Source organism: Paraburkholderia sp. TE9906 (genome assembly GCF_056279605.1).
In genome coordinates this window covers 59,275-81,308 of the sequence record NZ_JBWCCT010000012.1, presented here as the reverse complement: position 1 = coordinate 81,308, position 22,034 = coordinate 59,275, and the positions used below count along the sequence as shown (strand labels likewise).

General features: G+C 62.4%; 21 protein-coding genes. All 21 read right to left on the bottom strand.

The annotated features are described in order from the left end of the window. Nucleotides 1-2: 2 nt before the first annotated feature. Complete coding sequence (locus tag ACZ9H4_RS27620) at nt 3-911, bottom strand: SPOR domain-containing protein (protein ID WP_408150383.1); 909 nt, start codon at nt 909-911, stop codon at nt 3-5. Between the two features lie 29 nt (nt 912-940). Further along, nucleotides 941-2,251: a bifunctional tetrahydrofolate synthase/dihydrofolate synthase gene (folC, locus tag ACZ9H4_RS27615; RefSeq protein WP_408150384.1), complete on the bottom strand. Its 1,311-nt coding sequence runs from the start codon at nt 2,249-2,251 to the stop codon at nt 941-943. 283 nt (nt 2,252-2,534) lie between these two features. After that, nucleotides 2,535-3,407 carry an acetyl-CoA carboxylase, carboxyltransferase subunit beta gene (gene accD, locus ACZ9H4_RS27610; protein WP_042328998.1) on the bottom strand — a complete coding sequence of 291 codons (873 nt, stop codon included), beginning with the start codon at nt 3,405-3,407 and terminating at the stop codon, nt 2,535-2,537. A gap of 78 nt (nt 3,408-3,485) precedes the next feature. Continuing rightward, the gene (gene trpA, locus ACZ9H4_RS27605; RefSeq protein WP_476121860.1) at nt 3,486-4,298 is read right to left on the bottom strand and encodes a tryptophan synthase subunit alpha; all 813 of its coding nucleotides are present in this window, start codon (nt 4,296-4,298) and stop codon (nt 3,486-3,488) included. Nucleotides 4,299-4,343: 45 nt separating this feature from the next. Continuing rightward, nucleotides 4,344-5,258, bottom strand: a complete 915-nt coding sequence (locus tag ACZ9H4_RS27600) for a DNA-methyltransferase (RefSeq protein ID WP_476121858.1) — start codon at nt 5,256-5,258, stop codon at nt 4,344-4,346. A gap of 11 nt (nt 5,259-5,269) precedes the next feature. Further along, complete coding sequence (trpB, locus tag ACZ9H4_RS27595; RefSeq protein ID WP_408150391.1) at nt 5,270-6,463, bottom strand: tryptophan synthase subunit beta; 1,194 nt, start codon at nt 6,461-6,463, stop codon at nt 5,270-5,272. 59 nt (nt 6,464-6,522) lie between these two features. Beyond that, a complete protein-coding gene (locus ACZ9H4_RS27590) occupies nt 6,523-7,248 on the bottom strand; it encodes a phosphoribosylanthranilate isomerase (protein WP_476121856.1) in 726 nt (241 codons plus the stop codon). Beyond that, entirely contained in the window at nt 7,245-8,057 is an 813-nt protein-coding gene (gene truA, locus ACZ9H4_RS27585) for a tRNA pseudouridine(38-40) synthase TruA (RefSeq protein WP_408328907.1), read from the bottom strand. The genes ACZ9H4_RS27590 and truA overlap by 4 nt, the downstream gene beginning before the upstream one ends. Next, nucleotides 8,054-10,576: a motility hub landmark protein FimV gene (locus ACZ9H4_RS27580; RefSeq protein ID WP_476121854.1), complete on the bottom strand. Its 2,523-nt coding sequence runs from the start codon at nt 10,574-10,576 to the stop codon at nt 8,054-8,056. The genes truA and ACZ9H4_RS27580 overlap by 4 nt, the downstream gene beginning before the upstream one ends. Before the next feature lie 139 nt (nt 10,577-10,715). Next, nucleotides 10,716-11,837, bottom strand: a complete 1,122-nt coding sequence (gene asd, locus ACZ9H4_RS27575; RefSeq protein ID WP_476121852.1) for an aspartate-semialdehyde dehydrogenase — start codon at nt 11,835-11,837, stop codon at nt 10,716-10,718. 349 nt (nt 11,838-12,186) lie between these two features. Then, the gene (leuB, locus tag ACZ9H4_RS27570) at nt 12,187-13,254 is read right to left on the bottom strand and encodes a 3-isopropylmalate dehydrogenase (protein WP_476121850.1); all 1,068 of its coding nucleotides are present in this window, start codon (nt 13,252-13,254) and stop codon (nt 12,187-12,189) included. Between the two features lie 80 nt (nt 13,255-13,334). Continuing rightward, the gene (gene leuD / locus ACZ9H4_RS27565) at nt 13,335-13,988 is read right to left on the bottom strand and encodes a 3-isopropylmalate dehydratase small subunit (protein ID WP_408150402.1); all 654 of its coding nucleotides are present in this window, start codon (nt 13,986-13,988) and stop codon (nt 13,335-13,337) included. A gap of 86 nt (nt 13,989-14,074) precedes the next feature. Continuing rightward, nucleotides 14,075-14,233 (bottom strand): entericidin A/B family lipoprotein, encoded by a 159-nt coding sequence (locus tag ACZ9H4_RS27560; protein WP_121320181.1) that lies wholly within the window; start codon nt 14,231-14,233, stop codon nt 14,075-14,077. A 5-nt stretch (nt 14,234-14,238) separates the two neighbouring features. After that, nucleotides 14,239-15,648 (bottom strand): 3-isopropylmalate dehydratase large subunit, encoded by a 1,410-nt coding sequence (leuC, locus tag ACZ9H4_RS27555; protein WP_476121847.1) that lies wholly within the window; start codon nt 15,646-15,648, stop codon nt 14,239-14,241. Between the two features lie 298 nt (nt 15,649-15,946). Continuing rightward, nucleotides 15,947-17,248, bottom strand: coding sequence for a citrate synthase (gene gltA / locus ACZ9H4_RS27550; protein ID WP_168664842.1), 1,302 nt, complete (start codon nt 17,246-17,248; stop codon nt 15,947-15,949). An 83-nt stretch (nt 17,249-17,331) separates the two neighbouring features. Continuing rightward, nucleotides 17,332-17,604 carry an FAD assembly factor SdhE gene (locus ACZ9H4_RS27545; protein WP_042329019.1) on the bottom strand — a complete coding sequence of 91 codons (273 nt, stop codon included), beginning with the start codon at nt 17,602-17,604 and terminating at the stop codon, nt 17,332-17,334. 1 nt (nt 17,605) lies between these two features. Then, the gene (locus ACZ9H4_RS27540; RefSeq protein WP_408150849.1) at nt 17,606-18,310 is read right to left on the bottom strand and encodes a succinate dehydrogenase iron-sulfur subunit; all 705 of its coding nucleotides are present in this window, start codon (nt 18,308-18,310) and stop codon (nt 17,606-17,608) included. 24 nt (nt 18,311-18,334) lie between these two features. Further along, nucleotides 18,335-20,110 (bottom strand): succinate dehydrogenase flavoprotein subunit, encoded by a 1,776-nt coding sequence (gene sdhA / locus ACZ9H4_RS27535; RefSeq protein ID WP_408150847.1) that lies wholly within the window; start codon nt 20,108-20,110, stop codon nt 18,335-18,337. Between the two features lie 4 nt (nt 20,111-20,114). After that, entirely contained in the window at nt 20,115-20,483 is a 369-nt protein-coding gene (gene sdhD / locus ACZ9H4_RS27530) for a succinate dehydrogenase, hydrophobic membrane anchor protein (protein ID WP_408150845.1), read from the bottom strand. Between the two features lie 3 nt (nt 20,484-20,486). After that, a complete protein-coding gene (gene sdhC, locus ACZ9H4_RS27525; RefSeq protein WP_408150843.1) occupies nt 20,487-20,903 on the bottom strand; it encodes a succinate dehydrogenase, cytochrome b556 subunit in 417 nt (138 codons plus the stop codon). A gap of 156 nt (nt 20,904-21,059) precedes the next feature. Continuing rightward, nucleotides 21,060-21,860 carry a GntR family transcriptional regulator gene (locus ACZ9H4_RS27520; RefSeq protein ID WP_408150841.1) on the bottom strand — a complete coding sequence of 267 codons (801 nt, stop codon included), beginning with the start codon at nt 21,858-21,860 and terminating at the stop codon, nt 21,060-21,062. Nucleotides 21,861-22,034 lie beyond the last annotated feature (174 nt).

The following is a 22,034-nucleotide window of genomic DNA, read 5'->3' as shown; positions in this document are numbered from 1 at the left end:
GCTTACTGCGCTGCGCCGTTGTTCGCGCCCGACGTCAGGCCGACCTCCCGAACCTTCGCAATCGCGGCGGATGCCGCCGCCCGATCGGCGAATGGGCCGGCGCGCAGCAGCGTCAGCGTCGTGCCATCTGCCTGCTTGCGATGTTCGGTATATGCGGGCACGCCAGCCGCTTTCAACTTGGTTACCCAGTTACGCGCGTTGGCATCGTTCGCGAACGCGCCGAGTTGAACCGCGAAACGGCTGCCAGGCGGCGATGCCGGCGTGCCCGAATTCGCGTCCGCACTGGCGGCGGCGTTGTTGATCTCGTCGTCGCTCGGCGCTGCGGCGCGCGGAGCCGGCGTGCGGACCGCCGGCTTGGCCGGCGCCGAGGGCGCAGCCGGGGCGGTATTCGCGGCGACAGCCGGTGCGGGCGCCTGCGGTTTTGCCGCGGGCGTGGCGTTGGCGTTAGTGGTTGCGTTGGCGCTCGGCTTTGTCGAGCCGGGCTGATCCGTCTTGGCGGTTGCCGCCGGCGCGAGGCTGGAAGCGGCGAGCGCCGGCTCAGCAGGCGTCGGGTTGTCCGGTGCTACGCCGGCCTGCGTGTCTTCGGGGCTCTTGTGAGCCACCCTCGGCGCGGGACGGTTCGGAATGTCGATGGAAATGTCGTCGGTGACGGGCTTGGGATGCGAGTCCAGCACCATGGGCAGGATGATCACCGCCGCCACGACCAGCGCGATCGCGCCGACCAGCCGGCGCCGCGCCCGCTGCTTTTCCGGCAGCGTAGGGTCGAGCAGCATCGCGTCGGCGTCGACGGTGCGCTCCGTGCGGCGGGTTCGCCGCTCCACACGCTCGCCACGGGCAGCCCGGGTGGAACTGGTGTTTGCGCCGCGCCGGGTGGGCGCGTCGTCTTTCTTGCCGAACGAGAAAATTCCCATGAATCGCTTGGTTCGAGCCTGGCGCCCGTTCAGTGTTGCTGCGATTTACGGTAAGCCATGACGCCGGCTACCGTATAGAAGCTGCCGAAAACCACGATTCTATCATTCTCTGACGCTCGTTTTAGCGCGTCTTGGAAAGCCTCGGCAGGTGACGCGTAGCGCGTCACGCTGCTATCGGCGCCCTCGCCCACACCCTGCTCGCGCAAGGCCGTTTCGAGGTCTTCCGCCGACGCCGCCCGCGGGGTCGGCAGATCGGTCACGCACCAATGGTCGACCTCGCCTTTCAGGTGACTCAGGACGCCGGCAATGTCCTTGTCGCGCATCGCGCCGAATACCGCGTAGGTGTATGGAAAAAAGCCCATGTTGCCGAGGTTTTGCGCCAGCACGGCGGCTGCATGCGGATTGTGCCCGACGTCCAGCACGATGGCCGGTTTACCGGGCAGCACCTGGAAACGCCCCGGCAGTTCCACGTTGGCAAGACCGAGCCGAATATCCTGTGCCGACACCGGCAGACGGTCGCGCAGCGCTTCGAGCGCAGCCAGCGCCGCCGACGTGTTGATCAGCTGGTTCGCACCGCGCAGCGCCGGATAGGCAAGCGCCGAACGCCGCATGCTCGGGCCGACATAGCTCCATTGCTGGCGCTCGCTGCCCGCCTGACCTTCATAGCGGAAATCGCGGCCGAAGAGCCACAGTTCGGCGCCGATCTTCTCAGCGTGATCGATCAGCGATTGCGGCGGCACCGGATCCGCGCAGATCGCCGGCTTGCCTGAGCGGAAAATCCCGGCTTTTTCGAGCGCGATCTTCTCGCGCGTGTCGCCGAGATAATCCGTGTGATCGATATCGATGCTCGTGATAATCGCGCAGTCCGTATCGAGGATGTTGACCGCGTCGAGGCGGCCGCCCAGGCCGACTTCGAAAATCACCACGTCCAGCCCGCGCGAAGCGAACAGGCTCATGATCGCCAGCGTCGTGAACTCGAAGTAGGTCAGCGAGACCGGCTCGGCGAGGCTCAGACGTGCGGCTTCGACTGTTTCGAAATGCGGCAGCAGGTCCGCGTCGCTGGCCATTGCGCCGTTCACCCTCGCCCGCTCGTTGAACGACAGCAGGTGCGGCGACGTGTGGCACCCAACCGTGAAACCGGCGCGCAACAGAATGGATTCGAGGATCGCGCACGTCGACCCCTTGCCGTTCGTGCCGCCGACCGTGATGACCGGACAGTCAAACGACAACTGCATCGCGTCGCGTACCTGGGAGATGCGGCCCAAACCCATGTCGATGCCGACCGGATGCGCGGATTCAAGGTGCGTGAGCCACGCGTCGAGGGTGGGGAATGTGGTCATCGAGTGAATCGCGAGTGAATCGGTTAGGCAGTGTACGGATGGCGCGGGCGTTGCAGCTGCGGCTGTCGAAGGCGTAGCGTGCCGGGCGCATTATGTGCGGAAAATCGGGTAGGACAGCCACAGCCGCCACCGCTTTGCGAGATCGTGATTATCCCGGAAATGACAGCGCGCCGCTTGATGACTCACGCGGCGCGCCATTTTCTTGACTGCTTTGTTCGCCGCGCACGGTGGGTGCTGCACGGTAGCGCGGGCAGTCGACCGTTCAGCTTCGTGCGCCCTTTGCTTATGCGACCGCGTCCGCCGGCTGGTGGCTCAACAGCGCCAGCAGTTGCGCGATCTCTTCACGCAGCTTGCGACGATCGACGATCATGTCGACCGCGCCCTTCGTGAGCAGGAACTCGGCGCGCTGGAAGCCTTCCGGCAGCTTCTCACGCACGGTTTGCTCGATCACGCGCGGGCCGGCAAAGCCGATCAGCGCCTTCGGCTCGGCAATCACGACGTCGCCGAGAAACGCGAAACTCGCCGACACGCCGCCCATCGTCGGGTCGGTCAGCACGGAGATGAACGGCAGCTTGGCTTCGGCAAGCTTGGTCAGCATGGCCGTGGTCTTGGCCATCTGCATCAGGGACAACAGGCTTTCCTGCATCCGCGCGCCGCCCGAAGCGGTGAAGCAGATGAACGGCACTTTCTGTTCGAGCGCGTTCTGCGCGCCGCGCGCAAAGCGCTCGCCGACTACCGAACCCATCGAGCCGCCCATGAACGAAAACTCGAAGCAGGCGACCACTACCGGCAGCGTATGGATCGCGCCGCCCATGACGACCATTGCGTCGGTTTCGTCGGTATCGTCCATCGCCTCTTTCAGGCGGTCCGGATACTTGCGGCTGTCCTTGAACTTCAGCGCGTCGACCGGGACGATTTCCTGGCCGATTTCGTAGCGGCCTTCCGGATCGAGCAGGCCGTCGAGCCGCTCACGCGCGCCAATGCGCATGTGATGGTCACACTTCGGGCAGACGTGCAGATTGGCCTCGACGTCGTTGCGGTACAGCACGGCTTCGCACGACGGGCACTTGATCCACAGGCCTTCCGGAATCCCCTTGCGGTTCTTCGGGTCGGTTTGCTTGATTTTCGGCGGCAGCAGCTTATCGAGCCAGCTCATATTGAATCCTTCTGGGTCAGCGGTCGCGCAAACGGCGGGACGAACCCGCCGTTCACACTACAGCGACAAAAATAACTGTTATCGGGCAGTCGCGACGCTATCGAGCGCCTCGCGCACTTCAGCGATGAAACGCGTGAGCGTTTCGGCAGCGGTGTCGGGTGCTGCCTGTTCGAGCAATTGAACGATACGGCTGCCGATCACGACGGCGTCGGACACCTCGGCCACCGAACGCGCGGTTTGCGCGTCGCGGATACCGAAACCGACGCCCACCGGCAGGGGTACGCGCGACTTGATGGCCGGGATTTTACTCGCGATGCTGGAAACGTCCAGATTTGCCGCTCCGGTCACCCCTTTCAGCGACACATAGTAGACGTAGCCGCTCGCAATCTTGCCGACCTCAGCGATGCGCTCGTCCGTCGAGGTGGGCGCGAGCAGGAAGATCGGATCAATGCCCGCGGATCGCATCTGTTCAGCAAAGTTGGCGCACTCTTCCGGTGGATAGTCGACAACCAGCACACCGTCGACGCCGGCTTCCTTGGCGGCCTTGGCGAAGGCTTGCGTGCCCATCCGCTCGATCGGGTTGGCGTAGCCCATCAGCACCACCGGCGTCTTGTCGTCGGTTTCGCGGAAGCGCTTGACGTCGGCAAGCACATGGCGCAGCGACACGCCTTGCGCCAATGCGCGTTCGGACGATTGCTGGATCACCGGGCCGTCAGCCATCGGGTCGGAAAACGGTACGCCGAGTTCGATCACATCGGCGCCGCCTGCGGCGAGCGCGTGCATGAATTCGACGGTGCGCTTCGGGTCCGGGTCGCCGGCCGTCATGAACGGAATCAGGCCTTTCTTACCTTGGGCGGACAGCGCGGCAAACGTGTTCTTGATACGGGACATGGAAATATTCTCGGATTGGGCTACTGCGCGCTCATTGCACGCGGCTCATTGCACTTCGGTCTGCCGTTGCGTTCTGGCTTTGGCCTTGGCCCGACGAGGCACGGGTGGCGAAGCGGCGGCGCTCACGCGCTCGCGCGCTATCGCGCAGTAACTTTCATTGATCTCATAGCCGACGAATTCGCGCTGCTGACGGGCGCAAGCGACTGCGGTGGTGCCGCTGCCCATGAACGGGTCGAGCACGCGGCCGCCCTTCGGACAACTGGCCAGCACCATTCGCTCGACAATTTCCAGGGGTTTCTGGGTCGGGTGAGCGACGCGTTCGGCGTGTTGCCGATGCAGCCGCGATACCGACCAGACATCCTTTGGATTATAGCCAAGCTCCAACCACTTGCTGCCCTCGAACAACTTGCGCGAACGCGCCTTCTTCGTGACTGCATCGTACGGGATGCGGACGGGATCGAGGTCGAAGAAATAATCCTTCGATACCGCGAAAAAGCCGATGTTGTCGTGCACCGAGGTAAACCTGCGCACGGTACCGCCCATGCTCGGTACGCGCCGGTCCCAGATGATTTCGTTGATCATTGTGAGTTTTGTCTTCAGAAAGCTGAAGATTTCCGGCGAATACTGCCATGTGCAGAATATATACAGCGAACCCGAGGGCTTGAGCTTCGGAATAGCCAACTCGAGCCAGCCACGCGTCCAGGCGAGAAATTCCTCACCTGTGCGCATGTCGGAGTCGTTGCCGTAATCCTTGCCCAGCCCGTAAGGCGGATCGCAGACGATCAGGTCGATCGACGCGTCAGGAATGTTCGCCACATCGGTCAGAAAATCGCGATTCAAGAGCTGAATGCCGGCGGGCACCTGCGCCAGTAACGGCTCAGGTGCCGCGGCCGCCGCTACTTCGGCGGCCGGATCCACTGTTTCAATCGCCGGCTGCGGCTCGTCGAACTCGTCGCGCATCGTCGCGGCGCTCAGAACTGAATGCCCGATCGCTCGGCGACCGTATGCATGTCCTTGTCGCCGCGACCCGACAGGTTGACCAGAAGGATCTTGTCCTTCGGCAGCGTCGGCGCGAGTTTGGTGGCGTACGCCAGCGCGTGACTGGATTCCAGCGCCGGAATAATGCCTTCGATGCGACAGCAATCGTGGAACGCCTTGAGCGCTTCTTCGTCGGTGATGCCGACATATTGCGCGCGATTGCTGTCCTTTAGCCACGCATGCTCGGGGCCGACGCCCGGATAGTCGAGGCCCGCCGACACCGAATGCGTCTCGATGATCTGGCCGTTTTCGTCCTGAAGCAGGTACGTGCGGTTGCCGTGCAGCACGCCTGGGCTACCCCCGATCAGCGAGGCCGCGTGACGGCCGGTTTCGAGACCGTCGCCCGCCGCTTCGACACCGATCAACTGCACCGAAGTATCTTCGATATACGGATAAAAGATACCCATCGCGTTCGAACCGCCGCCAACGCATGCAATCACGGCATCCGGCTGCCGACCGGTCAGCTCGGGCATCTGCACCTTGCATTCATCGCCGATCACGCGCTGGAAGTCGCGCACCATCATCGGATAGGGATGCGGCCCAGCGACGGTGCCGATGATATAGAACGTGCTTTCGACGTTCGTCACCCAATCGCGCATGGCCTCGTTCAGCGCGTCTTTCAGCGTGCGCGAGCCCGATTCGACCGGCACGACGGTCGCGCCGAGCAGCTTCATGCGATAGACGTTGGCCGCCTGACGGCGCACATCTTCGGCGCCCATGTAGACGACGCACTCCATGCCGAAGCGCGCCGCGATGGTTGCGGTGGCCACGCCGTGCTGGCCGGCGCCCGTTTCCGCAATCACGCGCGGTTTGCCCATGCGCTTGGCCAGCAACGCCTGACCGATCACGTTGTTGATCTTGTGCGCGCCGGTGTGGTTCAGATCCTCACGCTTGAGGAAAACCTGCGCGCCGCCGAGCAGTTCGCTCCAGCGCTGAGCGTGATAAATCGGCGACGGACGGCCGACGAAATGCTTCAGTTCGCGCTCGTATTCGGCGACGAAGTCAGGATCTTTCTGGAATTTCTCGTACGCTTCACGCAGCTCGTCGAGGGCGTGAACCAGCGTTTCGGCGACGAACACACCGCCAAATTGGCCGAAATGGCCTCTTTCGTCAGGCAAGTTATACATGGTGATCACTCTTCTCAGTGTGGCGTGCGGCTCTCGGATAAGAAAACCGCCGGCCTGAATCATTCGGCATCCGCTGCGCGCACCGCGCGTACGAATGCCGCCATCCGGGCGTGATCTTTCACGCCCTTGGCGCCCACAACCTCGATGCCGCTCGAGACATCGACCGCGTAGGGGCGCACGCGATGGATCGCATCACTGACGTTTTGCGCGTTCAACCCACCACTCAAAACGGCCCGACGCGCGAGCTCTGCTGGAATAAGTGACCAATCGAAAACCTTCCCGCCGCCGCCGTAGCCCTCGACATGGGTGTCGAACAGAAGACCACTGGCTGCTGAATAATTGAGAGCCGATTTTACCAAATCGGCCGGCTGAGTATCCGCCCCAACGCGCAACGCGCGCAACCAAGGCAAACCCGCAACGCTGGCGAGCGCTTCGCACTGCTCCGCGGTCTCGTCGCCGTGAAACTGCAGCAGCGTGAGTCCGACGTTGCTCACCACTTCGCGAACCCAATCCGGCGTCGCGTTGACGAACAGGCCGACCACCGACACGAACGGCGGCACATCGTGCACCAGTTCGACCGCCTGTGCGACGCTGACCGAGCGCGGGCTCGGCGGATAGAACACTAGGCCGATCGCGTCGGCGCCGAGGTCGATCGCCTGGGCGACGTCCTCCGGCTTCGACAGCCCACACAGTTTGATACGCGTGCGATGCGGCACGCTGTGTTGTTGTGCGGCGGCGCCTGCATTGGCGTCGGCGGGGTTCGGCAGATTTTCGCTGACTTTCATGTTTCCGGTTGCTCGGTCCATACGGTACTCCACGGCACGCTACCCGTTTGCGGCGCGGGCACGGCGAATTGCTCAGGATAGCCCACTTGCGCCAGATACAAGCCGTCCGGCATGAAAGTCGGCGCGGCGCAATCGCGTCTGCGGCTCGCGAGCACGTCGATCATCCATTCGGGCGCGCGACGCCCGCGGCCGATTTCGATCAGGCAGCCCATCAGGTTGCGCACCATGTGGTGCAGGAACGCATTCGCGCGGAAACGGAAATGAACGAAGTTACCGTGCTGTTGAACGTCGATCCGATATAGATGCTTGATCGGCGTTTTCGATTGGCATTGCGACGAGCGGAACGCCGAAAAGTCGTGTTCGCCGATCAGATGGGCGGCACCGGACCGCATTGCGTCGACGTCGAGCGGCACATGCACCCAGCCGGCTCTCTTTGCCAGCATCGGCGAACGCACCGGGCTCACGTAGAGGACGTAGTAATAGGTCCGCTCGAACGCCGAAAAGCGCGCGTGGAACTCGTCGGGCATCTGCTGGGCCCACTGCACGCCGATTGTCTTCGGCAGGAACGAATTAGGGCCGCGCACCCACGAAATATCCAGACGGTCGAGATCGGTGTCGAAATGCACGACTTGCCCGAGGCCATGCACCCCCGCATCCGTGCGGCCCGCCACGACGGTATGCACGGGCGTCTGCGCGAATTCGCGCAATGCCCGTTCGAGTTCGTCTTGCACCGTATTGCCGTGCGATTGTGACTGCCATCCGCCGAATGCCGCGCCGTCGTACTGGACGCCTAATGCAATTCGCTTCACGACAACGGCGCCAGCGTCGAGAGCAGCGCGCGGGCCTCGGTGCGCGTAGCCGGATCGTTCGCTTCGATCACTTCGTTGATGAGCGAACGCGCGCCGGACAGATCGCCGAGTTCGATGTACTCGGAGGCCAGGTCCAGCTTGTTGCGAGCAATGCGGACGAGATCGGCCTGCGTGAATGCCTGCAACGGCTGCGCCGGACTCGGCGGCAGTTCGAGATCGAAGTCGAGTTTCAGCGCACCGAAGCCGGCCGCGCCGAGGCCTGCGACGGCCGCGTGGCCTGCCGTGCCTGCGGCGATTTCGTCGGCGATATGCGGGGCGTCGTCCGGTTCGTGAGAGGCAAGAGCTTGCTGCGCGGTCGTTTCGGGCGCCGCGACCGGTTGCGTGGTCAGCGACGCGGGGCTCTGTACGCTGTCGGCAGGTGATTCGATGCGCGGCGGTAGCGGCATGTCGAGACTGCTAAACGCGTCCACAGCCTCGCGCGGGAACTCGGTCGACGCGGCGGACCCAGGCTGGGGAGCGCGCGCCGCTGTCTCGGGGAATGCATCCCCCGACACGTCTGGGTTAGGCTGGCCGAGCGGCGAAGTCGTGCGGGGCTCGATGTGTTGTTGCGCGAAATCGATCACAGGTGATGGGACGTTCAGATGATTCTGCGGCTCAGTGGCCGGTTCTTGCGGTGTGGCCGGCATGTGGGCAGCCGGCTCGTCATTCAATTGCAGGCCGTGTGCGGCGTTCTCTACAGGCAACGCTTCGTCGTCGATCGGTTCCAATGATGTCAGCGGCAGGGCTTCGGCGCCGAGTGCCGCGGCGGCTGCGAGGCTTGCCGCGGTGGTTGCATTGGCCGGGCTTTCCTGCGCCGCGGCGGGCGGCAGAGGTTCGGCTGTCAAGTCGCTCTCGGCGCGTGCAAAGGCATCCGTGGGAGGGTGTGACAGATCGAAGGATGTGGGCGATGCAGTTTGTTCTTGCCCGAAGGGTTGGGGCGGGGTGGAGTCTTGTACTGGGGTTTCTGTATGGGATTCGTGAATGAGGGGCTTGTGTTCTGCTTCGGCTCGGTCGGCCGCTGCTTGTTGTTCTGCTGCTTGTTGTTCTGCTGCTGCGCGCTCTGCAGCTACGCGTTCTGCAGCCGCTTGTTCTGCCGCTGCGCGTTCTGATTCGGCGCGTTCTGTCGCCGTACGTTCACCTGCCGCCTTGTCCGCTGCTGCCTGTTCTGCTGCCGCTAGTTCTGCTGCCGTTCGTTCCGCCGCTGCCTGTTCCGCCGCTGCCCGTTCAGTTATCGCCAATGCCGCAGCCTGCTGCGCAGCGGCATCATCATCCGCGCCTGACGCTTCGCGCACAGGCGCCTGCCCGCGATCCGCAACGCTATCCTGTGGGTCGCCTGCTCGCGTCGACGCTGCCACTTCGCTGTCGGCCGACGCCACGCCTTCACGCTTACGCCGACGCATGCGCAACGCCGCCAGCAGCACAACCAATGCTGCGCCAACCGCCGCCGCGATGCTCAACTCCTGCTGCGACACCCCGCCATTGTTCGGCGCGAGGGGAACCGCCGCAGCGCCATGATCAGATGCCGCCGATGTGGCCGGCGCCGCCCCGGCCGCTGGCCTTGCAGCGCCCGCTGCCGCCGTGCCGCTGGTAGCGACCGGCGCACCGCCGATACCGTGCTTCTGCAACTCCATCAGCACGCGGTTTTTCAGCGCGAGCAATTGCTGCAGGCTGGAAACCTGCGCACGGGGTTGCGATGCCGATTGCGCAGCACCAGGCGCCGGAGCCATGCCGGCAGCCGGCGTCGGGACGCTTTCGGCTGGCGCACTCGCTGGCGGCTGGATCGATCCGGACCACTCATGCACGTCGCTGGCCGGCGCCGCAGCCATCTGCGAACCCGCAGCCGGCGCCGACGTAGCAGCGCCGCTCACAGCCGCGCTGGCCGGCGCGGGGGAGCTTGCCTGTGCCACTGCACTCGCCGTACCCGTCACCGCAGGGGCAGCTGGCGCCGGAGCATGCGCCGCGGCATTTGCCGCACTCGCCGCACTTGCTGCCGCCACATCGACCTGCGCGGCACCACTCGCCGCCCCAACCGCCGCCGCATTCGGCGCCGACGCACCCGCGGCCCCTTGAACCCCCACCGACGACGCCGCCAAAGCCCCGGACGCGTCCAGCGCCGGCACGATCAACACCGCCCCCACGCGCATCCGGCTCGGGTCATGTGCCATGAACGCGCTCGGGTTCGCGTCGAACAACGCGCGCGATGCGCGCACGAGCGTTGCCCGGTCGTGCGACTGCGTGACGGCGATGGCCACGTCGTTCAACGACTGCCCTGGCCGCACCGTGTATTGACTGCCGGCCGCATACGAAACGGACGCGGCGTCCGGCGCGCTCGCGGCATCGCCTGGCGCGGCAACTGCGCTGCCCACGCCCGCGCCGGCCAGCGCAAAGGCCAGAGCAGCCGCGGCCGCCGGACGCCGTGTCAAACGGTCCTTATCCTGATGAGTGAACATAGCCCGAATGGACGAGAATCGAAGGTTCATCGGGACTCCTGGCGCGTCAGCGCGCAGCCCTTTTTTGCGGTTGGAAGGAGACAAGATAATCGGAGCACACAATGAAAAAAGCGCCGCGCAAGCGCGACGCTTCTTGAGTTTTCTACGCGTCGTGACCGCGTAGTTTACTTTACTTGTCGAGCACAATGCGAAGCATGCGACGCAGCGGTTCGGCCGCACCCCACAGCAGCTGATCGCCGACCGTGAAGGCCGACAGATATTCCCCGCCCATCGCGAGCTTGCGTACCCGGCCGACCGGCACCGTCAGCGTGCCCGTCACCACCGCCGGGGACAGATCGCGCATCGACGCTTCGCGCTCGTTCGGCACGACCTTGACCCAGTCGTTGCCCGACGCGAGGATGCTGTTCACTTCGTCCAGCGGCACGTCCTTGTTCAGCTTGATGGTCAGCGCCTGCGAGTGGCAGCGCATTGCGCCGATCCGCACGCACAAACCGTCGACCGGGATCGAGCCCGGGGTGCCCATGGCCGGCTTGCCGAGAATCTTGTTGGTTTCGGCGCCGCCCTTCCACTCTTCCTTCGACATACCGTTGCCGAGGTCCTTGTCGATCCACGGAATCAGCGAGCCGGCGAGCGGCACGCCGAAGTTGTCGGTCGGCATGCGGTCGCTGTTCATCGCGCTCAGCACGCGACGGTCGATGTCGAGAATCGCCGACGACGGATCAGCCAGGTCTTCCTTGGCCGCGCCGTACAGCGTGCCCATTTGCTGCAGCAGTTCGCGCATGTTTTGCGCGCCCGCGCCGGATGCGGCCTGATACGTCATGGCCGTCATCCAGTCGACGAGGTTTTCGCGGAACAGCCCGCCCAGCGCCATCAGCATCAGGCTGACCGTGCAGTTGCCGCCGATGAAATTCTTCTGGCCCTTGACCAGTGCGTTCTTGATCACGTCGAGGTTGACCGGATCGAGAATGATGACCGCGTCGTCCTTCATGCGCAGCGACGAAGCCGCGTCGATCCAGTAACCGTTCCAGCCCGCCGCGCGCAGCTTCGGGAACACTTCGTTCGTGTAATCACCGCCTTGGCAGGAGATGACCGCTTCGCACTTCTTCAGGTCTTCGATGCTTGTCGCATCTTTGAGCTTGGTCTCGTTTTTGGCGAACGACGGCGCGTTGCCGCCCGCGTTGCTGGTGCTGAAAAACACCGGTTCGATCAAGTCGAAATCGCCTTCCTGTTGCATACGTTGCATCAGGACGCTGCCGACCATGCCGCGCCAACCTACGAGACCTACGTTCATGACTTCATACCCTTCGAATGGAAACTTCCCCGCATCTTTGCCCGCAGTGACCGCGCGGGGAAGATGAGCGGGCACGACGGACGATCAGCGTTTCGTGATCGTTTTCGGGGTAATCGTTTTAATGGTAATGGCGAACTCAACCACACGGGCCGCTGTGCCGTGCAGTTTGGAAATCGAGGAGATTTGGGAAATCTGCGCCATCGTTACAATATACACGAAAACCGGAATCTGGCGACGTCATTCGCCGCTGTCGCCCGCGTTGTGTTGCACGCGAATCGGCCTGTTTCAAGGCCGATTCGCGTTTTAAAGGCCGTTTGACGACCTGATGACTGCCTGGGCCCGATGCGCTTTACAGCGCTGCAACGACCGCGTCGCCCATCGCGACCGTGCCGACCTGCTTGCAACCAGGCGTGAGGATGTCGCCGGTGCGATAGCCCTGCTCGAGCACCTTCTTCACCGCGTTTTCGATACGATCCGCCTGCTCCGCCCTGTTCAGCGAATAGCGCAGCATCATCGCCGCCGACAGGATGGTCGCCAACGGATTAGCCACGCCCTTGCCGGCGATATCCGGCGCGGAGCCGTGCGACGGCTCGTACAAGCCCTTGTTGTTCTTGTCGAGCGACGCCGACGGCAGCATGCCGATCGAACCTGTCAGCATGGCGGCTTCGTCGGAGAGGATGTCGCCGAACATGTTGCCGGTGACGATCACGTCGAACGACTTCGGCGCCTTCACCAGTTGCATCGCGGCGTTGTCGACGTACATGTGCGACAGTTCGACGTCAGCGTATTCCTTCGACACGTCGATCATCACGTCCTTCCAGAACTGCGACGTTTCGAGCACGTTGGCTTTATCGACCGAAGTCAGCTTCTTGCCGCGCTTTTGCGCCGCCTGGAACGCGACGTGCGCAATGCGGCGCACTTCCGGTTCCGAATAACGCATCGTGTCGAAGCCTTCCTTCGCGCCGGCGAACAGACCGTCCGGCGCTTCACGCACGCCGCGCGGCGCACCGAAGTAGATGTCGCCGTTCAGTTCGCGCACGATCAGGATGTCGAGACCCGACACGATCTCTTCCTTCAACGACGACGCGCCGGTCAGTTGCGGATAGCAGATCGCCGGACGGAAGTTCGCGAACAGCTGCAGGTGCTTGCGCAGGCCGAGAATCGCCTGCTCCGGGCGCAGCGCGCGTTCAAGCTTGTCATACTTCCAGTCGCCGACGGCGCCGAACAGGATCGCGTCGGCTTCCTTCGCCAACGCCAGCGTCGCATCGGGCAGCGGGTGACCCTTCGCTTCGTAGCCCGCGCCGCCAACCGGTGCTTCTTCGAGTTCGAACTTTTCGCCGAGCACGTTCAGGACCTTGACGGCCTCCTTGACGATTTCGGGACCGATGCCGTCGCCCGGCAACACTGCGATCTTCATGCGAATTCCTTGATGATTTTCTTCGAGACTGTTGAGCGTGATTCAGCGCGCGGGCCGAAGCCCCTCGCGCGCCTCATGCATTAACCGACGATGCGGTGGTTCAGCCACGGCTGCTTCGCGATGCGCTCCGCTTCGAACTGGCGAATCTTGTCCGCGTGACGCAGCGTGAGGCCGATGTCGTCGAAACCGTTCAACAGGCAGTATTTGCGGAAGCCTGCGACGTCGAACGGATACTCCGCGCCGCCGTCCGACGTGCGCACGACTTGCGCTTCGAGGTCGACGGTCAGCTGGAAGCCGTTGAACGCGTACGTTTCGTTGAACAGGTGATCGACTTGCTGTTCGGTCAGCACGATCGGCAGCAGGCCGTTCTTGAAACAGTTGTTGTAGAAAATGTCGGCGAAGCTCGGCGCGATCAGCGCGCGAAAGCCGTACTGCTGTAGCGCCCACGGCGCGTGCTCACGCGAGCTGCCGCAGCCGAAGTTCTTGCGTGCCAGCAGCACCGAAGCGCCTTGATAACGCGGCTGATTCAGCACGAAATCCGGGTTCAGCGGACGCTTCGAGTTGTCCTGCCCCGGCTCGCCGTGGTCGAGGTAACGCCATTCGTCGAATGCGTTCGGACCGAAACCCGTGCGCTTGATCGACTTCAGGAATTGCTTCGGAATGATCGCGTCCGTGTCGACGTTCTCGCGATCGAGCGGCGCCACGACGCCGGTGTGTACGATGAATTTATCCATGACGCTTGCGCCTGTTTCAAGACCGGGCGATGCGAGCAACAGCTGGAAAGCCGCCAGCCGCATCGCCGGCAAAAATCAAAAACCGCTTATTTCTCAGCGTGATTGCTGATCGAATTGCCGAGGTGCGACATGTCCTGGCCGAATCCGTGCACCGTGTTGCAACCGGCCAGACCGAGCAATAGCCCAGCCAGCGTACCGAGTGCGAAGCGGCGCAATAGAGTGCTGCGATTCATGTTCTTCATCATGCAATTTACCCAAGCTTGCGAATATCGACGAAATGCCCTTCGATCGCCGCAGCCGCAGCCATCGCGGGACTCACGAGGTGGGTACGGCCACCGGCGCCCTGACGACCTTCGAAATTACGATTCGACGTGGACGCGCAACGCTCGCCCGGATTCAGCCGGTCGGCGTTCATTGCGAGACACATCGAGCAACCCGGCTCGCGCCATTCGAAGCCCGCATCGATAAAGACCTTGTCGAGGCCTTCACGTTCCGCTTGCGCCTTCACGAGCCCCGAACCCGGCACCACCATGGCCAGACGGATGTTCGATGCGACGCGGCGGCCCAGCTTCTTCACGACGTAAGCCGCGGCGCGAATGTCTTCAATGCGCGCGTTGGTGCACGACCCGATGAAGATTTTATCCGGCTTGATCGACTCGATCGGCGCATTCGGTTCGAGCGCCATGTACTTCAGCGCGCGTTCCATCGCATCGCGCTTGACCGGGTCCTTTTCGCGTTCCGGGTCCGGCACGCGGCCGTCCACGGCGGTGACCATTTCCGGCGATGTGCCCCACGTGACTTGCGGCACGATTTCCGCTGCGTTCAGTTCGACCACGCGATCGAAATGCGCGCCGTCCTCGGACTTGAACTGCTTCCAGTACTCGACCGCGTGATCCCACTCGACGCCTTCCGGCGAGAACGGACGGCCCTTCAGGTACTCGATGGTGGTGTCGTCGACCGCGACCATGCCGGCGCGTGCACCCGCTTCGATCGCCATGTTGCAGACCGTCATGCGGCCTTCCATGGACAACGCGCGAATCGTCGAACCGCCGAATTCGATCGCGTAGCCGGTGCCGCCCGCCGTGCCGATCTTGCCGATGATCGCGAGCACGATGTCTTTCGCGGTACAGCCGCGCGGCAGCGGGCCGTCGACCTTCACCAGCATGTTCTTGCTCTTCTTTTGCAAGAGCGTTTGCGTGGCCAGCACGTGCTCCACTTCCGACGTGCCGATGCCATGCGCGAGCGCGCCGAACGCGCCGTGCGTGGACGTGTGCGAGTCGCCGCAGACGATCGTCATGCCCGGCAGCGTAGCGCCCTGCTCCGGCCCGATGATGTGCACGATGCCCTGGCGCAGGTCGTTCATCTTGAACTGCGTGATGCCGTAGGCGTCGCAATTCGAATCGAGCGTGTCGACTTGCAGCCTGGAGACCGGATCGGCGATGCCGTGAGTGCGGTCCGTGGTCGGCACGTTGTGATCCGACACCGCCAGGTTCGCGCTGATGCGCCACACCGGGCGTTCAGCCAGCTTCAGGCCTTCGAATGCCTGCGGGCTGGTCACTTCGTGCAGCAGATGACGGTCGATATAGAGAATCGTCGTGCCGTCTTCTTCCGTGTGGACCACGTGCGTGTTCCACAATTTGTCGTAGAGAGTCTGTGCCATGGTATGCGGGGGTAGTAATGACTGCGGGCTGACTGTGTCAGTCGATTATGCCACGCAGCGCCCCGTCGTGGGCCGTTGATACAGCGGAAAAACCGATAAAAAACAGGGAGTTGGGTAGTAGTGCCGATACCTGTATCGACGTTACCCGGCAGCGGGCGCGCCGTTCCCGTCGACGGTTTCAGCTCAAAAACAAAACGCCCCAACGGTGAACCCGTTGGGGCGTTTTTCCTTCAGCAGACTCCGCGCTCGCTCGTAGCCAATCAACCAACCGCTAAGAACCAGGCAGACTCAAAGCCGATCAACGTTGCGCGATCGGCTTCGCTTCACGTTGCGTGTCGCCGATGAACAGCTGACGCGGACGGCCAATCTTCTGTTCCGGATCAGCGATCATTTCGTTCCACTGTGCAATCCAGCCGACCGTACGTGCCATCGCGAAGATACACGTGAACATCGACGTCGGGATGCCCAGCGCGCGTTGCACGATGCCCGAGTAGAAGTCGACGTTCGGGTACAGCTTGCGCGACACGAAGTATTCGTCTTCCAGAGCGATTTTTTCCAGTGCCATGGCCAGCTTGAACAGCGGGTCGTCGTGCAGGCCCAGTTCTTCCAGCACTTCGTGGCAGGTTTCGCGCATCAGCTTCGCGCGCGGATCGTAGTTCTTGTAGACGCGGTGACCGAAGCCCATCAGCTTCACGCCCGAGTTCTTGTCCTTCACCTGCTTGATGAACTCAGGAATGTTGTCGACCGAGCCGATTTCTTCCAGCATGTTCAGCGCGGCTTCGTTCGCACCACCGTGCGCCGGGCCCCACAGACATGCGATACCGGCAGCGATACACGCGAACGGATTCGCACCCGACGAACCGGCGAGACGCACGGTCGAGGTCGATGCGTTCTGCTCATGGTCCGCGTGCAGGATCAGGATACGGTCGAGCGCGCGCACCAGCACGTCGTTGACCTGGTAGTCTTCGCACGGGTTCGAGAACATCATGTGCATGAAGTTCGCGCTGTACGACAGGTTGTTCTTCGGGTACGCAAACGGCTGGCCGATGCTGTACTTGTACGCCATCGCGACGAGAGTCGGCAGCTTTGCGATCATGCGGATCGCCGACACTTCACGGTGACGCGGATTGTTGATGTCGAGCGAGTCGTGATAGAACGCCGACAGCGCGCCGACTGCGGCGACCAGAATCGCCATCGGGTGCGCGTCGCGACGGAAACCGCGGAAGAAGAAGTGCATTTGCTCATGCACCATCGTGTGCTTCGTGACGGTGTTCACGAATTCTTCTTTCTGCTTCGCGTTCGGCAGTTCGCCCTTGAGCAGCAGATAGCAGCTTTCGAGGAAGTCGGCGTTTTCCGCGAGGTTGTCGATCGGGTAGCCGCGGTACAGCAGCTCGCCCTTGTCGCCGTCGATGTAGGTGATCGCCGAATTGCACGCCGCCGTCGACATGAAGCCCGGGTCGTACGTGAACTTGCCGGTCTGGCCGTACAGTTTGCGAATGTCGATTACATCCGGACCGAGCGTGCCCTTGTAAATCGGCATTTCAACGCTCGGCGAATTGTCGCTGAACGATAGCGTGGCTTTAACATCTGACGGGGTCATAGCACATCCTCAATCGAAGTATGGATACAGGGTTTCGATAATCGCACGCCTGGACAACGGACTCGCCGCGGACTGGCGGGCGCTCAAGCGTTGCGCAGTAGCTCCAGCACCCGGATCACATCCGGGTCGGCAAGCTCGCCTTCCGGTTCCTTGCGTACGAGCAGCAAGTCCATCAGGTCGTTATCGCTCAGCTCGAGCAGGCGCGTGAGAGCGCCCACGTCGGCATCGCTGAGGTCATGCTCATATCGGCCGAAAAAACGTTCAAAGATCAGATCGTTTTCCAGCAGGCCCCGCCGCGCGCGCCAGCGAAGGCGCGCACGGCGGAGAGGGTCGGACTGATGCGATGTTTCGTCCATCTCAGACAGCGCGGCGAACCATCAATTCCTTGATCTTGCCAATCGCCTTGGTCGGGTTCAGGCCCTTCGGGCAAACGTCGACGCAATTCATGATGGTGTGGCAACGGAACAGACGGTACGGATCTTCCAGGTTGTCGAGGCGTTCACCCGTCGCTTCGTCACGGCTGTCCGCGATGAAACGATAGGCTTGCAGCAGGCCGGCCGGGCCGACGAACTTGTCCGGATTCCACCAGAAGCTCGGACACGAGGTCGAGCAGCTAGCGCACAGAATACATTCGTACAGGCCGTCGAGCTCGTCGCGTTCTTCCGGCGACTGCAGACGTTCCTTTTCCGGCGGCGGCGTATCGTTGATCAGATACGGCTTGATCGAGTGATACTGGTTGAAGAAGTTCGTCATGTCGACGATCAGGTCGCGAATGACCGGCAGGCCCGGCAGCGGACGCAGCACGATCTTTTGCGGCAGGTCGTTCATGTTCTGCAAACAGGCCAGACCGTTCTTGCCGTTGATGTTCATTGCGTCCGAACCGCACACGCCTTCGCGGCACGAACGACGGAACGACAAGGTCTCGTCCACGGCCTTCAGCTTGAGGAGCGCGTCGAGCAACATGCGTTCGTGCGAGTCGATTTCGATCTCGTACGTTTGCATGCGCGGTGCTGCATCCTTGTCCGGGTCGTAGCGGTAAATTTCAAAAGTACGCTTTGCCATTTCTGAATTCCTTTGACTGGTGCCTTAGAAGGTACGCGCTTTCGGCGGCACGGATTCGACGGTCAGCGGTTGCATGTGAACCGGCTTGTAGTCGAGGCGGTCGCCTTCGCTGAACCACAGCGTATGGCGCAACCAGTTTTCGTCGTCGCGATGTTCGAAGTCGTTCTGAGCGTGAGCGCCGCGGCTTTCCTTGCGCGCTTCGGCGGAGACCATCGTGGCGCGTGCCACCTCGATCAGGTTCGCCACTTCGAGCGCTTCAATACGAGCCGTGTTAAACACCTTCGACTTGTCCTTCAGATGGATGTTGTCGACACGTTCAGCCACTTCACGGATGCGCTCGACGCCCTTGGCCAGCAATTCCGACGTACGGAACACGCCGGCGTGAGCCTGCATCGCGCCGCGGATGTCGTTGGCAACGTCCTGCGCGTACTCGCCCGACGACGACTTGTCGAGCTTGTCCAGACGCGACAGCGCGAAGTCGGCAGCGTCGGCCGGCAGCGGCTTGTGCTCCTTCATGTCCTTCACGTGCTTGACGATATGGTTGCCGGCCGCGCGGCCGAACACCACCAGGTCGAGCAGCGAGTTCGTGCCCAGACGGTTCGCACCGTGCACCGACACGCACGAGCATTCGCCCACAGCGTAAAAACCGTTGACGATTTCTTCGTGGCCCTTCGCCGTACCGACGACCTGACCGTTGATGTTCGTCGGGATGCCGCCCATCTGGTAGTGGATGGTCGGCACAACCGGAATCGGTTCTTTAATGCAATCGACGTTCGCGAACTTCATCGCGATTTCGCGGATCGACGGCAGACGCTTCATGATCGTCTCGGCGCCGATGTGCGACAGGTCGAGCAGCACGTGGTCCTTGTTCGGCCCCACGCCGCGGCCTTCCTTGATTTCCTGGTCCATCGAACGCGAAACGAAGTCGCGCGGCGCCAGATCCTTCAAAGTAGGCGCGTAGCGTTCCATGAAACGCTCACCGTTCGAGTTACGCAGAATGCCGCCTTCGCCGCGCACGCCTTCGGTAATCAGCACGCCCGCGCCGGCCACGCCGGTCGGGTGGAATTGCCAGAATTCCATGTCTTGCAGTGCGATGCCCGAACGCGCAGCCATGCCCAGGCCGTCACCGGTGTTGATGAACGCATTAGTGGATGCCGCGAAAATCCGGCCCGCACCGCCCGTGGCGAACAGCGTGGTCTTGCCTTCGAGGATGTAGACGTCGCCGGTTTCCATTTCCAGCGCGGTCACGCCGAGCACGTCGCCGTCGGCGTCGCGGATCAGATCCAGCGCCATCCATTCGACGAAGAATTGCGTCTTGGCCGCGACGTTCTGCTGGTACAGCGTGTGCAGCAGCGCGTGACCGGTACGGTCAGCCGCCGCGCAAGCGCGTTGCACCGGCTTTTCGCCGTAGTTCGCGGTGTGGCCGCCGAACGGGCGCTGATAGATCGTGCCGTCCGCGTTACGGTCGAACGGCATGCCGAAGTGTTCGAGTTCGTAGACGGCGTTCGGTGCTTCACGGCACATGAACTCGATCGCGTCCTGGTCGCCGAGCCAGTCGGAGCCCTTGATCGTGTCGTAGAAGTGATAGTGCCAGTTGTCTTCGCTCATGTTGCCAAGCGATGCGCCGATGCCGCCTTGAGCAGCGACCGTGTGCGAACGCGTCGGGAACACCTTGGACAGCACGCAGACCGACAGACCGGCGCGCGCGAGTTGCAGCGAAGCGCGCATTCCCGAGCCGCCTGCGCCGACGATAACCACGTCAAACTTGCGACGCGGCAGAGAATTCTTGATTGCAGCCATTCTTTTACACTCTCCAGAGAATCTGCGCAGCGTAGCCCGCACATGCGAGCAGCCAGACGATCGTCAGCGCCTGAAGCGTCAGGCGCACGCCAACGGGCTTCACATAGTCCATCCAGATGTCGCGGATACCAACCCACGCGTGATAGAACAGCGACAGCAGCGTGACAAACGTGGCGAGCTTCATCCATTGCGTCGCGAAGATCGACGCCCAGCCTTCGTACGAGAAATCGTGCGCGCCGAAGAACCACGCGAGCAGGATCACCGTGTAGATCGCCATCACGGTGGCGGTGATGCGTTGCGCGAGCCAGTCGCGCAGACCGTAGTGCGCGCCGACGACGAGACGCTTCGAACCGATTCGGTTATTAGCTGACATTTTTTAGAATGCTCCGAACAGTTTTGCCGCGAATGCGATGGTGAGCAGCGACGATACGACGATGACCACGATAGAGGTCGACTTGCCTTTTTCCTTCGACACCGCATTGTGGTTGGTGTCCATCATCAAGTGACGAACGCCGGCGCAGAAGTGAAACAGGAAAGCCCACGCGAGAACCAGCGTGATGAGCTTGACGATGATGTTGGAGAGGAAACCTTTGAAGACTTCGAAACTCAATTCGGAAGTCAGGCTCTGATCAAAGAGGTACAGCAGGAACGGAAGAAAAACAAACAGCAGACCACCGCTCACACGGTGCAGAATCGACACTCGCCCCGCTAGTGGGAGACGGTATGCCGTCAATATTTGCCCAATACCGATGTTCCGGAATTCCGGCCTCGGTTTTTTTACCGCTTCAGCCATGCTAGACCCCTACTATGTAGTCACACTAATCCGCAATTTTAGCGCCTTTTTATATCGCGCTGCAGCGAAAACCACGACAGGTCCGTTACAGCACGCGCGATAAAGCGCCGTCAAACAGGCGCGCGGGTGGGACGCCGCGCCTGGATTCAGCCCGATTCAGCTCAGATCGTTCTGATAGTAGTACCCGGTTGTGACATACCAACCTCGCCGGACTTCAACCGGGCGGTCCCCGTACGTAAAGGACACGCGCTCGACCGACAGCAGCGGAAAACCCGCGGGCACGTGCAGCAGGTCGGCCACCGACGGCTCGGCCGCCACCGCGCGGATCTTCTCCGTCGCGCGGATCATGCGGGTGCCGAACTCCGTCTCGAACATCGCGTAAAGGGGACCCTTGTACTCCGACAGCCGTTCGAGCGTGAGGCCGCGAAATACGGCGCCAGGCAGCCAGATTTCATCGAGCACGGTGATTTCGCCGTCGAACTGCAGCAAGCGCTTGATCAGCACGACCGGATCGGACGGCTTCAGATCGAGTTGCCGGGCGATGTCCGCCGACGCGCGCAAGCGCCGGCACTCGAGCAGGCGACTCACGTGCGGGTGTTCCGCGCCGTCGTCGGCCAATAGCCTCAGGAAGCGGAACTGGGCGCGGTCTTCGTTGTGCGTTGCAACAAACGTGCCCTTGCCCTGGCGGCGCACCAGCAGGTTGTCGGCGGCAAGCTCGTCGATCGCTTTGCGCACCGTTCCCTGGCTGACCTTGTATCTCGCCGCCAATTCGACTTCACTAGGAATGATCTCACCGGGCTTCCACTCGCCGCTTTCGAGGCTCTGCGTAATCAACCCCTTGATCTGCTGATATAAGGGACTGAAAGTAGGCGACGCGGCGGGAGCGGCAGCAGATACACCCTCGCCTGCGGCCCCTTGGCCGTTCGGGTTCGTGGTGTTCGCCGGGTTCGAATTCATCCGCGCATTTCATCATAAAGGGCTGGGGCGCGTCTAGGGTTTTCCCCGCGATAGATGTGTCTTATATAAGACATAAGATAATGTTGACTTTGCGCTTCACGGCTCCTACACTCCTTGTCGAGCAAGGGTTTGCGGGATTTTCGGCGGCTGTTTTCAGGCAGCGCCGCAACGCGC

What these genes read in the sequence shown, in the direction of transcription:
- sdhA (WP_408150847.1), bottom strand. Translation starts at nt 20,110, where the DNA reads ATGGCTGCAATCAAGAATTCTCTGCCGCGTCGCAAGTTTGACGTGGTT.
- gltA (WP_168664842.1), bottom strand. Translation starts at nt 17,248, where the DNA reads ATGACCCCGTCAGATGTTAAAGCCACGCTATCGTTCAGCGACAATTCG.
- leuD (WP_408150402.1), bottom strand. Translation starts at nt 13,988, where the DNA reads ATGGATAAATTCATCGTACACACCGGCGTCGTGGCGCCGCTCGATCGC.
- trpA (WP_476121860.1), bottom strand. Translation starts at nt 4,298, where the DNA reads ATGTCCCGTATCAAGAACACGTTTGCCGCGCTGTCCGCCCAAGGTAAG.
- trpB (WP_408150391.1), bottom strand. Translation starts at nt 6,463, where the DNA reads ATGTATAACTTGCCTGACGAAAGAGGCCATTTCGGCCAATTTGGCGGT.
- sdhC (WP_408150843.1), bottom strand. Translation starts at nt 20,903, where the DNA reads ATGGCTGAAGCGGTAAAAAAACCGAGGCCGGAATTCCGGAACATCGGT.
- ACZ9H4_RS27520 (WP_408150841.1), bottom strand. Translation starts at nt 21,860, where the DNA reads ATGAATTCGAACCCGGCGAACACCACGAACCCGAACGGCCAAGGGGCC.
- sdhD (WP_408150845.1), bottom strand. Translation starts at nt 20,483, where the DNA reads ATGTCAGCTAATAACCGAATCGGTTCGAAGCGTCTCGTCGTCGGCGCG.
- leuB (WP_476121850.1), bottom strand. Translation starts at nt 13,254, where the DNA reads ATGAAGATCGCAGTGTTGCCGGGCGACGGCATCGGTCCCGAAATCGTC.
- ACZ9H4_RS27620 (WP_408150383.1), bottom strand. Translation starts at nt 911, where the DNA reads ATGGGAATTTTCTCGTTCGGCAAGAAAGACGACGCGCCCACCCGGCGC.
- asd (WP_476121852.1), bottom strand. Translation starts at nt 11,837, where the DNA reads ATGAACGTAGGTCTCGTAGGTTGGCGCGGCATGGTCGGCAGCGTCCTG.
- leuC (WP_476121847.1), bottom strand. Translation starts at nt 15,648, where the DNA reads ATGGCACAGACTCTCTACGACAAATTGTGGAACACGCACGTGGTCCAC.
- ACZ9H4_RS27560 (WP_121320181.1), bottom strand. Translation starts at nt 14,233, where the DNA reads ATGATGAAGAACATGAATCGCAGCACTCTATTGCGCCGCTTCGCACTC.
- folC (WP_408150384.1), bottom strand. Translation starts at nt 2,251, where the DNA reads ATGACCACATTCCCCACCCTCGACGCGTGGCTCACGCACCTTGAATCC.
- ACZ9H4_RS27590 (WP_476121856.1), bottom strand. Translation starts at nt 7,248, where the DNA reads ATGAAAGTCAGCGAAAATCTGCCGAACCCCGCCGACGCCAATGCAGGC.
- ACZ9H4_RS27600 (WP_476121858.1), bottom strand. Translation starts at nt 5,258, where the DNA reads ATGCGCGACGAGTTCGACGAGCCGCAGCCGGCGATTGAAACAGTGGAT.
- ACZ9H4_RS27545 (WP_042329019.1), bottom strand. Translation starts at nt 17,604, where the DNA reads ATGGACGAAACATCGCATCAGTCCGACCCTCTCCGCCGTGCGCGCCTT.
- ACZ9H4_RS27540 (WP_408150849.1), bottom strand. Translation starts at nt 18,310, where the DNA reads ATGGCAAAGCGTACTTTTGAAATTTACCGCTACGACCCGGACAAGGAT.
- ACZ9H4_RS27580 (WP_476121854.1), bottom strand. Translation starts at nt 10,576, where the DNA reads ATGAACCTTCGATTCTCGTCCATTCGGGCTATGTTCACTCATCAGGAT.
- accD (WP_042328998.1), bottom strand. Translation starts at nt 3,407, where the DNA reads ATGAGCTGGCTCGATAAGCTGCTGCCGCCGAAAATCAAGCAAACCGAC.